A 13909-nucleotide genomic window follows, 5' to 3' on the forward strand; every position below is an offset into this window, starting at 1 on the left:
GGTGTGATCAGTGCGATCACGGGAGTGACTCATCGCCCAGGTCGAAGTACCGTGACCCCGGCATCGGCGACACCAGCACATTAGTGTTCCCGCTTTTGTAGGCACCGGGATGTGCCGCGCTCGACTGATCAGCCGAGGGCTTCGAGTTGGCGGGGGTGGTTGCGGCGGTTATTACCGGGGTTGGTGCCGCGGGTGAAGTGGTCGGCGTCGAGCCGCTGAACGCAGAACCGCCCGCGCCGCCTGGCGCCAGCACGGTGGGACGATCATCCCAGCATGAGGCAGCGGTGCCGAGCAGCGGTAGCTGCTCGGCACCAGGGCACCGCATTCAGCGGCCGCTGCGACTGTGCTCGCCACCGCGGGCCTTGGCTTCGGTGGGTTGAGCCTCAGCGCCCTTGCGGCCGGCCTCGCTCGGGTCGGCGGAGTTGCGTTCGCCGAAACTACCGGTGCTTGCCTCACCGCCGTGGCGGGCCTGCTCCTCAGTGTCTGTACGGTTACCGAACTGGCCTGGATTGTTCGCGTCTGCCATCTCGAATCCTCCTTCGACCTGCCTATATCCATTCGGTGGCTGTCTTCGACAACCGTACTGTGGCTCTACCCGTTTCACCGCAGCCAAACCGAAAATACCGGTGCGACTTGAAAGACTGCTGAAGGTAATCGAGCATCGATGAGGTGTTCGCGAAGGGAATAGTGGCTGATACCGAACCCGCAGGTCCGTTCGATGGAAACGTGTACGTTCGCAGAGGAAGTGCGATGTCGGCCTAGACCGTGCTGGACATACGTTGCAGCACAAGAGCTTCCCGAAGCGCCCGCAGGTCGAACCCAGTCGCACCTGCGGCATCCGCAACATCGCACCCGCAAACACCTGTTGCTCGCGCGTTCACGCCACCCCACGCAACTCGCCGCTCGCTTTGACGGAAGCCTCGCCAGCTCAAGCACTTTGGCATGCACGTCTTTGCGGCTGAGCAGCCTTTCACGAGTGGAACATCCCCGTGTCGCAGCCGAGATACAGCATGGCCGCTCGCCCTCGCCGAGAGCCACGGCGTGATCGCGTCGCTCTCCCGGCAAGCACTTTTCCTGGGGGATCGAACTCGTTGACGGCGGGTGCGTATCGCTCGCCGCTGCACGGCCTCGTCGCGCTCATGCGCGGCTGCAGCGGCCAGCGTCCCAACGAGCATCAGGTTCGCCGCATCCACACCAGTGGCCGAGAATGGACACCAACCGTCTGCGGGTTCTTGTCCAGGGCAGCGGTCGCGACAGGCTGGCTACTCCCCCGCGATCAGCACTGTACTTCCCTGAAAGCAGGCCCTGACGTATAGATTCGAGCTCGAGGTATTTGACCCCGTGGCGGCGACCGCTACTCGCCTGCTGAACCAACACCTCACGCACAAAGCACCGCGGTAATCCATCCAACCCTGATCGTCTGGTGAGTCAGCCCGAGGTGCCCCCAGGTACGGATGGTTGGGCCCGGTATGCGCCGGAAGTGTTCGATGTCCGCGGCAGACAGCTCGGCGCCAGAGCATGCTCCATCAAATGGGCGGCAAGCTCGACGGGCGCAATCCAGCCTTGCACGAGTTCTACTGCGCCCCGGTCGAGTTCGGCACACCGTTCAGGGGCGACCTCGTGCAGTACGGCACGGTGGGATCCCGGCGATCTTGCGGGCGCGTTGCAGTGGACCGTCGGGCCAGCCCCAGCACCCGGCACGTGACATGGGCGGCGTCGGGAGCGGTAGCGCGAGAACCGTGGAACCGATGAGTAGTACACCGATTCAGCCGCGGACGCTGACCGGCCTCGAATCCAGCGTCGTTACCAAGCTGCTGTCGTCCGGCACCGCCAGCGTCGCCGTTGCATCGCGAAGGCTCGGCCGATCTCTGCTGGGCCGTGCAGCGGCGGCCACATTGCTGGGAACGTCGCAGCCTGTGTTGTTGACTGATTGTTTTTTCTAGCGATCCAGCATTGCGCCTATTCATAGCGTCCCTCGAGACGGGTGACCGCTGAGTCGTCTCCTTCAAGGATATTGGCCCTGAGTTGCCGGATGGTCGAGGTCGGCGATGGCCGCGATGATGATGCTCGAACGCCGGATGTACTCCACACGCGGCAGCCCAGATGAGGCACGGCATTGCTGGACCGCCCGAAAATTCTGCCTACGATATGAGCCGGTAGTCCGCGATCTCGACTCGGCGGGTGCGTCGGTCGTATTCACTGACCAGTCCTGGCCAGTTCGTCGTGATCCGGCCGGTTTCGGAGCGATACCAGCTCGCACAGGAAGCCCACACCGTCGAGGCGAGCCTGCGCTGCACCTCGGTGTCGTAGCGTCGCTCGACGTCGGCGCGAACGTCGAGGGCGGTCCCCGGATGAGTGTCGATATGCTCGATAAGTTGGCGGATGTAACGCGCTTGGCGTTCGAGCATGTAGATGATCGACCCCGAGCCGAGATTGGTGTTCGGGCCATACATGATGAACAGATTCGGAAAACCGGGTACCGCGATGCCTAGGTAGGCCCGCGCGCCTTCGGCCCACACAGCCTGCAGGTCGCGGCCGTCGTGATCTCGGATCTTCATCGGCGCCAACAGTTCCTGCGGCCGGAAACCCGTTCCGTAGATAATGGCGTCGACATCGTGCTCTACACCGTCAGCAGTCCGGATTCCGCAGGGGGTGATCTCGGTGATGGCCTCGGTCACCACATGCGCATTGGTTTCGTTGAGCGCGGCATAGAAATTGTTGCCGAACAGCACACACTTGCACCCGATCGGATAGTCCGGCGTCAGCGCCGCTCGCAGTTTCTCGTCCGGAACTTGGATGCGTAGATTCCATTTCGCGATCCAGCCGACCAAGCGTGCGATGCTTCGATTCCCCACAAGGCCCAAGGCGGCGATCTCTCCGCCTGACCAGCACAGCAGCCGCTCCGCGCTGTGCAGCAGTGGCCTCCGCCGAAAGGTCAACCGATGCAGGCTACCGTACGCGATGTCCGGCTTCGGCAGGATGTAAGGAGCCGATCTCTGAAAGACCGTGAGATCGGCCACCACCGGCTGGATCCGCGGCACGAACTGGATGGCGCTCGCACCGGTTCCGATGACCGCCACCCGCTTACCGGCGAGTTCGTAGTCATGATTCCACTCCGCGGAATGGAAGCTGACGCCCGCGAACGACTCCCGGCCCGAGATCGCCGGAAGTGCCGGTCGGGACAGCTGGCCGGTGGCGGGCACGAACACGTCAGAATCCAAAGTCTCGCCAGTGTTGGTCTCGATTCGCCACCGTCGCGTTGCCGCATCGAAGTCCGCGCCGGTCACCTCTGTGTCGAACCGGATGTGGGGGCGCAGACCGTAGTCGTCCACCAGCCGGTTCAGGTAGTCCTTGATATCGCGCTGCTCCGAATACCGCTTCGGCCAACTGCGATTCGGGGCGAATGAGAATGAGTAGTACGGCGACGGAACGTCGCATGCCGCACCCGGATAGGTGTTCTCCCGCCAGACTCCCCCGGCTTCGGATGCCTTCTCGAGGATGACGAAATCATGGTGACCGGAGCGTGCGAGCTCCAACGCCATCGCCACCCCACCGAATCCTGCACCGACGATAACTACAGCCACAGACTCAGCCTAGACCGGCGTTTCGCGTGGCGGGGACCCGCTGGAGGTGGCTCGAGCAGAAGCGTCGGGTGAGTTCGGGCCAGGTGCCGAGGCAGGCGGATCTGCGGCGGAGGACGGCGAATTTCCGCACCCGGCAGGGTCGCGGCGACTCGATGCAGGTTGTGCCGCATCGGGAATGGTCTCGTTTGTTTCCGGACGAGGCGTCGCTGATTGTCGCGGTGGTTATGGCGTTGCAACGCATCGAAAGGATTTCGGATCGGGAGAGTTGGAGAGGTCCACATTCGACGCACAGTGGAAGTACGCGGCGGGTGGGTTGAACGACTGGTTCCAACACCACGCCCTTCGCGGGTTTTGCCATGCAACTGGCCTGGTTCACTGCGGTTACCTCGCGGAGTGGTCACCTTCTATCTGCGCACACCCTCTGCTTCCGACCCAAATTGTCGTGTGGATGTTGAAGTAGACGCCTTGGTCTGCGACGGCTGCCTCGGCCTTGATTGCACCACAACTACTACGATCAGGGTCCGAGTCGACGGTTTGGCGGGGAGGCCCGTTCGAGAGGGGACTGCACGTATGACCGATTCCCAGCCCGAACCAGGCGATAACCCGAACCCGGGCACCCGCGAACCCACACCGCCGCCATTCAGCCCACCCGGCGGCCAAGGAAGTTCCACTGCAGGTGCAGCCCTGGCGTTCTTCGGTCCCGCTGCGGCGGGCCCGGCTGCCGACTCCCCCTGGTACGCCCAACCCGGTCACGGGTACCGGCCGCCACCGCCGTATCCGCCACCGCCGACCGGTAGCGGCAGAAGGGGTCTGATTGTCGCCGGCGTTCTTGGGCTGGTGGGGGTGTTAGGAATCGGTGTGGCGATCGGCATCTTCGTCGGCGGCGACGGTGGCAGTGAATCCGCCGCTGCCTCGGCAACTGCCCGGCCGGGATCGGGGCCGGGGATCTATTCGATGAACGGGATCACCAACGCGTGCGACCTGGTCGACCCCACACCGTTGACCAAGTGGTCGTCCACGCACAGAGAAGACCCCCAGCATCAGGAATTCCCGCCGAATACCGCCGACGGCGGCAATCTGTACTGCGCCATCCGCTACACCAGCCCCTCGACCGTCGTCGACGACGCCACGGTCGACGAAGCCGGAATCAGCCTCCAGGCCCAGTTCACCGGCGCCGAGGCCGCCCCTGCCTACGACCGTTGGAAACAGACCGACACTGCCGCCAGCGGAGCGGGGCGGGCCTCCGGCGAGGTCACCGGAATCGGCGCCCAGGGCTACTGGCACACCTCGGCCACCGACACGAGAAGCGGAATGACCTACATCCTGGGCGTGCGCGACAGCAATATTTCGGTGCGAGTAGAAGTCGCCGTCCTACGCGCAAAAGGGGAACCCCCGGTGAATCGGGACGAGCTCGACACGATCGCCAAAAACCAAGCGCAGCAGGCTCTGAATGGACTGAAGAAGGAATAGGCGCCACAGCCACACGCGACGGTGCCCAATAGTCGATAGTGTCACCCCCAACCGGGTCGTCACGTCCGGATTCCGAAAGCGGCTTGGATCGACACCCGGCGTCACTCGAACGGCCGAGCGGCTCGGCGCCAGGACGCATGCGGTCAGAGGGGCTGGAGCCGGGTGTGCAGGAGGCAGAATTCGTTGCCTTCTGGGTCGGCCAGGACGTGCCAGCTCTCGGTGCCGGTCTGGCCGACGTCGACGGGGCTGGCGCCGAGAGTGAGCAGCCGTTCCAATTCGGCGTCTTGGTCGCGGTCGGTGGTGTTGACGTCGATGTGCAGTCGGAGCTTCCCGGTCCGTGGGGTGCTGCTGGGGCTGAGGACGAGGATGGTCTGCGGGCCGCCGAAGCCGGCGTCGGGCGGCCCGATCTCGATGCTTCCGTCGTCCTCAACCGCGCCGCTCTCCTGAGCGCGCAACGCCGAGCACGCGTTCCAGCCGCGCACCGGATCGCGGGAGTGCCGACATGCACTGTCGCAGCCTGGCTTCCACCGGGCAAATTCCTCGGCACCTCCCCTGCTGAAACAGTCGCTGGACAGTTCAGCGGAAACCCGTACGGCTCTGTGCCCCAATGTGTCACGCTGCCGGCATGGCTTCCTTGCGGGCAGATCGCATACGCGTGCTGGTGACTGTCAACCAGTTCGAATCCCACTTCCGTGGACTGGTCACACTGGCCGACGCGATAAGCAGGCATGGCCACGATGTCCGCGTTGCGGCACCCGAGAAGTGGGGCGCCTGGCTGCGCAGCAACTACGGCGTCGAGACCGTAGACGTGGGAACACGGTGGGCCGACCGCGAGTTCGACGCAGCCATCTTCGGACGTCTGCTCGACCGGGACATAGACGCGTTCGACCGGATGTACATGACGGAGTTCCTCGGCGACCGGATCGCCCTGCGTGTCGCGGAAGACGTACTGAACCTCTCCGAATGGTGGCGGCCCGATGTCGTCCTGCACGAGTGCTCGGAATTCGGCGGTTACCTGGCCGCGGAGGTGCTCGGAATACCACACGTCACGGTGGATATCGGCCCGCTGCAGCTTGTGCGAAACCTCCACGAAGACCTGATCCGGCCCGCTCTGACCACTCAGCGGGCCAAACTCGGGCTTCCGGAAGAACCGTCGACACCGGGAATCCTGCGGCATCTCACGGTTTCCCTGACGCCGAAAGAATTCAATAACGCCGATCTCGACACCCCACTGGTCCGTTACCGGCACGAACCACCGGTACGTCACAATGACCAACTGCTCCCGGACGTGTTCACGTCGATGCCTGGCGATAGGCCGATCGTTTACCTCTCCCTGGGCTCGATCGGACCCTTTTCACCGCGGTTCAGGGAGCGAATGGCCGAAATCTACGGGGAGGTCTTCGCGGCCTTGGCCGAGCTCCGGTGTACCGCGGTCGTCTCGCTGCCGTCGCTGTACCAGGACATATTCCGGTCGCTACCGCCACACATCCATGTCCTGCCGTATGTCCCCCAGTCCCTCGTGTTAGCGAACGTGGACCTGTTCATCACGCACGGTGGATTGAATTCGATGCGCGACACGATAACCTACGGAGTCCCGCACGTGGTACTCCCCTTCTTCGCCGATCATCCCGGAAATGCACGACGCTGCGAAGCCCTCGGCACCGGCATCCACATCGATCCCATGACCGTCACCGCCTCGGATATTTTCACCGCCTGCCGGCGGACCCTCGACGACCCCGCCTACCGGCAAGCCGCGCGAGCGCTCAAACGACATATGTGGGCACTGCCGCCACAATCTGCATTCACCGACGACCTCGGAGATCTCGTTCTAGGCTCACACCGGGAGAAATAGAATGAACGATAGAGACGATCTACTCACGAGAATCCGACGGTTGCACAATTCGCAAACCGAGCAGCACTTCGTCGCGGGCGTCACCGAGATCCAATCATCCGGCGCCTGCCTCAATGACGACGACAGGGTCGCCGTCGTCGAGGCCGCGCTGGACATGCGTATCGCGGCGGGAGTCCTGGCACATCGATTCGAGAATGAATTCGCCAGAAAAATCGGACTCCGCAAGGCGCGACTCACCAACTCCGGCTCATCGGCGAACCTGCTCGCGATAACCGCATTAACCGCCCCGGAGCTGGATGATACCCGGCTGCGCCCTGGGGATGAGGTGATTACGGCTGCAGCCGGGTTCCCGACGACAGTGAACCCGATACTGCAAAACGGATTGAAACCGGTGTTCGTAGATATCGATTCCTCCACATACAACACGACACCGGAAGCCGTGGAGGCGGCAATCGGCCCGAGAACCCGCGCCGTCGTACTGGCACACACGCTCGGTAACCCGTTTCCGGTGGCAGAGATCTCCGCGTTGTGCGCGGAGCACGGCATGTTCCTGGTCGAAGACAATTGCGATGCCGTCGGATCGACATATCAGTCACGCGTTACCGGCACCTTCGGCGATCTGGCCACCGTCAGCTTCTACCCGGCACACCATTTGACCACCGGTGAGGGCGGATGCGTCCTGACCAACAACCTGACAACAGCTCGCGTCGTGAAGTCTCTGCGCGATTGGGGACGCGACTGCTGGTGCGAGCCAGGCGAAAGCAACAGATGCGGAAAGAGATTCAATCAACAGCAAGGCGGCCTTCCCTACGGATACGACCACAAGTACATCTATTCGCATATCGGCTACAACCTGAAGACAACAGATATCCAGGCTGCGCTCGGGCTCTCCCAGCTGGCCAGGCTAGACGATTTCTGCGCCCGCCGGCGTCATAACTGGCGTCGGCTTCGCGAAGGCCTGGACGGGATCGACCATCTCCGCCTGCCGGAACCAACCCCCGACAGCGATCCGAGCTGGTTCGGATTTGCCCTGACGGTACTGCCGGACGCCCCTTTCGGCCGTATCGATATCGTCAACTTCCTCGAAGGCCGCAAAATAGCGACACGTGGCCTCTTCGCCGGAAATCTCCTCCGCCATCCGGCGTACTCGAACATCGAGTGCCGTATTTCCGGAAGCTTGGCGGCCAGCGACTACGTCGCCGACAATACCTTTTGGGTAGGGGTGTATCCGGGCATAACCGACGAGATGACCGACTACATGGTCGCCTCGGTCCGGGAGTACGTTGCCGGCTACCGACGCTCCCAGGTCCGGCTCGTGGAGACCTCGCCCGAGGGCAAGCGGTGAACAGGCTGGTGGTCACCGGTGCGAACGGACTGCTCGGCAGCGGGATAACGAGGGCGACAAGCCCGTTTCGTCGTGCCGGTCGGCAAGTTCTCGGGTTCGGATCGAAAGAACTCGACATCACCGATGCAGCGGCGCTGAACGACGCCGTCGGCCCCGGCGACGTAGTCATCAACTGCGCGGCGTACACCGGCGTAGACGCCGCCGAGACCGAAGCCGATAAGGCGTTCGCGATCAACGGGGTCGGCCCGGGACTGCTGGCCCGAGCCTGCGCGAACAAGGGAGCGCGACTGCTGCATATCTCGACCGCGTATGTGTTCGACGGGTCGTCGTCAAGTCCATGGGAGACCTGGTCACCGACCGCCCCGTCGAGCGTGTACGGAAGATCCAAGTTGGCAGGTGAGCAGGCCGTCCGAGCAGCGTTGCCCGATGCGCGGATCGTCCGCACCATGTGGCTGTACTCGGGGACCGACCGGGATTTCCCGGCCGCACTCGTGCGGAGATGCTCCCGGGGCGAGCACGTCGCGGTCGTCACCGACCAGATCGCGTCCCCAACCTACGTCGACGATCTCGTATCCGCTCTGTTCGACCTCATCGCGCACCCGAATCCACCGCGCCTGCTCCACGCGACCGGCAGCGGCGCCGCATCCAAATACCGATTCGCTTGTGCGATTATCGAAGCGGCGGGACTCGATGCGGACCTGGTACGGCCCTGCCGGACATCGGATTTCCGAGATGCCGCAACCCGGCCCCGGAATGCCGTTCTGTCGAATTCATCGTGGATCGACTGCGGCCTTACGCCGCTACCACACTGGCGTGACGGACTACGTCGCGCTGTAGTTCGGGACATCCGGTCGTGAACGGCGCGAACCAATGGGGGGTAGGGGCGCATCCGCCGGAAATCCGGCGGTAGGCAGCTGACTCGGCGAGCGACGTTGCGCGTCCTGTGCGGCTGGGCGTCGAAACACCAACCGTGCGAAGCTGGGCGGCGTGACTTCCGACATTCTGCCGGTCGGTGATCGCCTTGACCGCATCCGCGCTCTGCTATCCGGCTTGAGCGGACCGCACGGCAATGGGGAGATGCACGTGTGGGCGAATCTCGGCGATGCAGCGCGGATGCCACGTGAGGTGTTCGATCTGATCGAAGGCCTCGGTGTTCTCGAGCGCTGGTATCCCAACGTGCCCGTAGACGTTCCGGAATCCTCTGCGGAACTCGCTGACCGCCTCGCCGAGGTCGATGTGGACGGTGCTGTGCACCGGCTGATCGGCATCGCCTCGACCACGCTCGCCTACCGCTCGCGCGGACGCTATGACCGGGCAAAGGCAGCTGAGGTGTTCGGTTCGCTGGTCCGCCTTCTTGGCCATGGAAGCCGCTGGTGGAGTAACACCGACGGCGCTGGCAGCTGGAACCCGGTGACACGGCATGTGTTCGACACGATGGTGATCGGCGTAGGCAACGGGATCGTCGTCACGATCATCGTTTTCGACGAAGACTGATCCGTCGGCGATCGGACACGAAGCAGTTCGGGCCAGTTCCACTTCCCACGAGCTGCATGCTGGCCTCGCCCTCCAGCTCTACGGCAGGCAGTCTCCCGAGTCGCCGTATCGCGGAACCGTCATCACGCCAGGTCGACTCGCAGTTTACGGCAGATAGTGGGTCTTGCTTCCGCCGGATTTCTGGCGGATGCGTCTCCACCCCCTAATCCGCTTGGGCCCCAGACGACGACCGTGGGATCATCGTGCGGTCCCGACCCGTCAGGGTCGGCCCACCATGGAGTTCGAGAAGGTTGAGCAGCACATGAGGCACGTCGACGTCGAAGCCGAAGACGGTGGTAACTTCCTCGACCCGACGGCCTACCTGGAACTGTTGCCCACCTTCACCCGGAACCTGCCGGTCGGTGCTCGAACGTTCGCCACCGACGCCGATCACTACGACTTCGCCAGCCAGCGATGCGTCAAAGACCTCAAACCCGACACAGTTCTGCATGGCGAGACCACCGGCGAACGCTGGCTCGAGCTGCGATTCCGGCACAACTGCTGGAAACACGAGGAAGATCTGATAATCCGCTACTCCGGGGTCAGCGACGTGATTCCCGCCTCGTCCTGTCACCCACCCACCTGGGAGGAACAAAACGCGGTCACGCTGGACGAAATCCTTCCCCACGAGCACGGATGCAGCCACGAAATCCGCTTCCTCTTCGGATCCCTCACCATCACCAGCCGAGACCTCACAGCCACATGGGTCCAGGCAGACTGCCTCGACAAGCCAGATCTCAACTCTCAAAGCTGAAGCGGCACGACCAACGACCACCGGCACTTCCGAACCGCGACACGTGCGCCACCCGCTGGTGCAGAGAAGCTTGAAGAAGAACGCCACGCCCGCCTCCACGCACTCGTCGCGCAGATCCCGCACCCAATCCGGGTTCATCGGCCGCGCGGTCGGGCCGGACTCACCCCCAGCGATCACCCAGTTGATACCGCCGTTGAGAGGATCGAGCCAGTGACCGAACGACACGCCGGTGTCCGGACCCCAGTTCGTCCGCAGCGACATTGCCAGACCCGCCGTCACGAGCTGCGATCCGTAATGTGGCGCCGGACGCGTCGTCCAAGGGTAGTTGGCGAATTCCACGCTGCCAGGGCTACATAGTGTCGAGCCGCAGGACGTGTCCAGGGTCGAGGAGGACGATGTGACCATCGAAGTTCCCGCAGCACTGACCGAGACGCAACTCCGGTACAACGGTGAAGCGGGTCGCGCGTTCATCGCCGGGTTACCTGCCCAGGCGATCCGATACCTGAACGAATGGGAGCTCCGTCGGGACGGGCCGAGCCTGCACGGCGTGGCTTCCCTGGTGCTGCCGGTGGTCCGCGCCGACGGCACGCCAGCCGCGCTCAAGCTCCAGATCCTCGATGACGAGACCGAGAGTGAACCAGTCGGGCTGCGGACGTGGGCTGGTGACGGGGCGGTGCGACTGTTGGACGCCGACGAGGCGACGGGGGTCATGCTGCTCGAACGCCTGCAACCGCACCGTTCGTTGTCCTCGGTGACCGATGATGTCGAAGCACTGACAGTGCTCACCGGGCTTCTGGCACGGCTCGTCGCCCACCCAGCTCCGGCCGGTATGCGCCGCCTGGGCGATATCGCCCAGGCGATGCTCTCCGAAGTTCCCGAAGCGGTCCGTCCGCTGCCGAACGACGAACGACAGCTGGTTCTGATCTGTGCTGCTGCGGTTGCCGACCTGGTAGATGAACCCGGCGACCGGCTGCTGCACTGGGACCTGCACTACGACAACGTGCTTGCCGGCGACCGCGAACCGTGGCTTGCGATCGACCCGAAACCCTTGGCTGGCGATCCCGGTTTCGATTTGATGCCCGCGCTGGACAACCGCTGGGATGCGCTCGTGGCTGATGGTGACATAGCGCGGGCGGTCAGGTTCCGATTCGACCTCATGACCGAGATGCTCGGCCTCGATCGCAGGCGAGCGGCGGGCTGGACGCTGGGCCGGGCGTTACAGAACACGCTGTGGGACCTGAAGGACGGCGAGCCTGGCATGTCGACGCAGCAGCGTGCTGTCGCGGAGGCGATCTTGTCCAGATGGCAAGGCAGCTGACGGGTTCGACCTGATCGCATCTATCACCCGCCAGCGACATTCCCCACTTCCTGACGCAAGCGAGGCCCGCAACGTCTGAGCTGCCGGAGCTCTCGAGCTGTCGATTCACACGCCTGCGCGTTTGACGAAGGCTTCGAACACTGGCGTGTCTCAAACGGGCCTGCGCTACAAGCCTCCGGTTCAAACCGCACCGCCACCACGGACACGACGAGTAGGGCTGCTGGTAAGGATCGTGTCACCAGCAGCAGATCAGGGTGAATGCCGAGCGCTGGGGCGGTGAGGATGGTGTCATCTGCCGTGATTGTCCTGTGCTGATGGTGATCTCGGTGTAGCTTGCGCGGCTGTGGTGCGTGAGCTGGACCAGGATGAGCTGATCGATGCGTGGGCGATCGTTGGAGACGAGCCGAAGCTGATCGGCCGCAAGCGGGGCGCTACTCGTCTGGGGTCCCGCGAAACGAATGAATCCCACCAGCTCCGGATCGCCGACCGCGGGGATCGCAACCGTGCGCGTGTCCGAGACGTGTCGGCGCGGTTGGATACGTTGACAGCATGACCGATTTCGGCGTAGTGGCACTGCCGCACCTTTCACCTGAACAGTTCTCGGCCCAGAACTCCTGAAGCTGTCACAAGCCGCAAAGTAGACGCACCGTGGCCGGGAGATCCCTGGGAGCGCTCAGCCCTCGCCGGCGATGGTCAGCACGACCAGCGGCATGGGCCGGTCGACCTTGGACTGGAAATCCGCCAGCAGGGGGTTGTTGGCCAGCACCCAGGCCGCGAACTCGTCGTAGTCCTCGCCTTCGAGCACCTTGCCGGTCGCCTGGTAGGTCTTGTCCCGGAGCTCGATCGTGACCTGCGGATTCGCCTTGATGTTGTACCACCAGGCCGGGTACTTGTCCTCGATGAACGAGCTCACGAACATGGTGTCGTCCCGGTACAGGGGCCCCAGCGGAGTCGTGTGCCGCTTGCCGCTCTTGGCTCCCGTGGTGGTGAGCAGGATGAGGTCCCCGCCCGCGTAAGCACCGCCCACCTTGCCCGAGTTCTCCCGAAACTCCTTGATCACATCATCGTTCCAGTTGGCGATGCTGTCCTGCTGGTCCCAAGCCTGGTTCCACGGCGCGTTTGGATCGTTGTAGTCGGTGATGTTTGTCTGATCCGGCTGTCCCGCAGTCGAGTCGGTTTCGCTCATGATTCGAGTGTGTCGCGGAGATAGGACAGTTACCGTCCTAATTCGACGAGAGAACCGTGCCCTTGTAGGCCCGGATATCCGGGCCGTGGAGCCCGAAATTCGCAGGTCGGCCGGTGCCGATATCGGCGACCCGCCGGACGACACGCCCGCTACCTTGGGGCCAGGGCCAGGGCCAGGGCCAGGATTCCGGGGCCGACACGCCTGCCACCTTGCGGCCTGGGCCAACCTCAGGATTCCCTGGCCATCAGCGCCCGCCACCCCGGCCGCTGAAGCGTAGGGACAAACCCGCGGGCGCCGTGCCGGGCGCACCCACTGACTGACCAGTCGGGCCTGGCACGAACCTTCGGTCAACGCCTCATTTTCGTGTTCAAAACTAGACAATTCGCTGGTCAGGACGTGGCAGCGTCGGCCCGCAAGTACGCGTAGACGGTTTCGCGGCTGACGCCGAACTCCTTGGCCAGTGCCGCTTTCGATTCCCCGCCGGCCGCGCGGGCGCGCAGCTGGGCGGCCTGCTCGGCGGTGAGGGCCGGTTTGCGGCCGGTGTAGGCGCCGCGGGCCTTCGCCGCGGCGATGCCCTCGCGCTGGCGCTCGAGGATGAGGGCGCGTTCGAACTCGGCGAAGGCACCCATCACGCTCAGTCGCCCTCCGCCGCCAGATCGCGAAGAACTGAACGGCGCTGCCCGGCGGGGGCGGGTTGGAGCGGTTGTCGGCGCCGGCGTTGGTAACAACCGCTCCACGAACACCGCTAAAGTGTCCAGTTTCCTGAACACTCTGGCTGAGGGGTTTTCCTGGTCGTGGACATGGTGGTGTGGCGGCGCAAACGTCGGGTGCTGGCTCGGGTGACCCGGGCGGCGTGGCGGCTGGAGC

10 protein-coding genes and 2 pseudogenes are annotated in these 13909 nt (G+C 63.9%); 6 read left to right on the forward strand and 6 right to left on the reverse strand.

Features of this window, described 5'->3' with window-relative positions; all coding sequences use genetic code 11:
• Nucleotides 1-325: 325 nt before the first annotated feature.
• Both AB0H00_RS22910 and AB0H00_RS22915 read right to left on the reverse strand, forming a co-directional pair.
• Nucleotides 326-526: a hypothetical protein gene (locus AB0H00_RS22910; protein WP_357269452.1), complete on the reverse strand. Its 201-nt coding sequence runs from the start codon at nt 524-526 to the stop codon at nt 326-328.
• A 1615-nt stretch (nt 527-2141) separates the two neighbouring features.
• Entirely contained in the window at nt 2142-3584 is a 1443-nt protein-coding gene (locus AB0H00_RS22915; RefSeq protein ID WP_357269455.1) for an NAD(P)/FAD-dependent oxidoreductase, read from the reverse strand.
• 858 nt (nt 3585-4442) lie between these two features.
• Between AB0H00_RS22915 and AB0H00_RS22920 the strand changes: the two genes are divergently transcribed.
• A complete protein-coding gene (locus AB0H00_RS22920; protein WP_357269458.1) occupies nt 4443-5054 on the forward strand; it encodes a hypothetical protein in 612 nt (203 codons plus the stop codon).
• 143 nt (nt 5055-5197) lie between these two features.
• Here the strand turns inward: AB0H00_RS22920 and AB0H00_RS22925 are convergent, their stop codons facing one another.
• Nucleotides 5198-5536 (reverse strand): VOC family protein, encoded by a 339-nt coding sequence (locus tag AB0H00_RS22925; RefSeq protein ID WP_357269461.1) that lies wholly within the window; start codon nt 5534-5536, stop codon nt 5198-5200.
• Between the two features lie 143 nt (nt 5537-5679).
• Between AB0H00_RS22925 and AB0H00_RS22930 the strand changes: the two genes are divergently transcribed.
• The 4 genes from AB0H00_RS22930 (at nt 5680) to AB0H00_RS22945 (ending at nt 9745) form a co-directional block, all read left to right on the forward strand.
• Nucleotides 5680-6906 (forward strand): glycosyltransferase, encoded by a 1227-nt coding sequence (locus AB0H00_RS22930; RefSeq protein WP_357269464.1) that lies wholly within the window; start codon nt 5680-5682, stop codon nt 6904-6906.
• A 1-nt stretch (nt 6907) separates the two neighbouring features.
• Nucleotides 6908-8251, forward strand: coding sequence for a lipopolysaccharide biosynthesis protein RfbH (gene rfbH / locus AB0H00_RS22935; RefSeq protein WP_357269467.1), 1344 nt, complete (start codon nt 6908-6910; stop codon nt 8249-8251).
• Nucleotides 8248-9108 carry a dTDP-4-dehydrorhamnose reductase gene (gene rfbD, locus AB0H00_RS22940; protein ID WP_357269470.1) on the forward strand — a complete coding sequence of 287 codons (861 nt, stop codon included), beginning with the start codon at nt 8248-8250 and terminating at the stop codon, nt 9106-9108. Before rfbH ends, rfbD begins: the two co-directional genes overlap by 4 nt.
• A 130-nt stretch (nt 9109-9238) precedes the next feature.
• Nucleotides 9239-9745, forward strand: a complete 507-nt coding sequence (locus AB0H00_RS22945; protein WP_357269472.1) for a hypothetical protein — start codon at nt 9239-9241, stop codon at nt 9743-9745.
• 862 nt (nt 9746-10607) lie between these two features.
• On the opposite strand, the pseudogene AB0H00_RS22950 reads toward AB0H00_RS22945, so the two are convergent.
• Nucleotides 10608-10727: pseudogene (locus tag AB0H00_RS22950) on the reverse strand (DUF5131 family protein); the annotation flags it as partial.
• Nucleotides 10728-10935: 208 nt separating this feature from the next.
• Here AB0H00_RS22950 and AB0H00_RS22955 point away from each other — a divergent pair.
• The gene (locus AB0H00_RS22955) at nt 10936-11856 is read left to right on the forward strand and encodes an aminoglycoside phosphotransferase family protein (protein ID WP_357269475.1); all 921 of its coding nucleotides are present in this window, start codon (nt 10936-10938) and stop codon (nt 11854-11856) included.
• Nucleotides 11857-12529: 673 nt separating this feature from the next.
• Here AB0H00_RS22955 and AB0H00_RS22960 read toward each other — a convergent pair.
• The gene (locus tag AB0H00_RS22960) at nt 12530-13042 is read right to left on the reverse strand and encodes a nitroreductase/quinone reductase family protein (RefSeq protein WP_357269478.1); all 513 of its coding nucleotides are present in this window, start codon (nt 13040-13042) and stop codon (nt 12530-12532) included.
• Between the two features lie 389 nt (nt 13043-13431).
• A pseudogene (locus tag AB0H00_RS22965) lies at nt 13432-13680 on the reverse strand (helix-turn-helix domain-containing protein); the annotation flags it as partial.
• Between the last annotated feature and the right edge of the window lie 229 nt (nt 13681-13909).

The sequence above is a fragment of the Nocardia sp. NPDC023852 genome (assembly GCF_040639505.1).
Lineage (GTDB): Bacteria > Actinomycetota > Actinomycetes > Mycobacteriales > Mycobacteriaceae > Nocardia.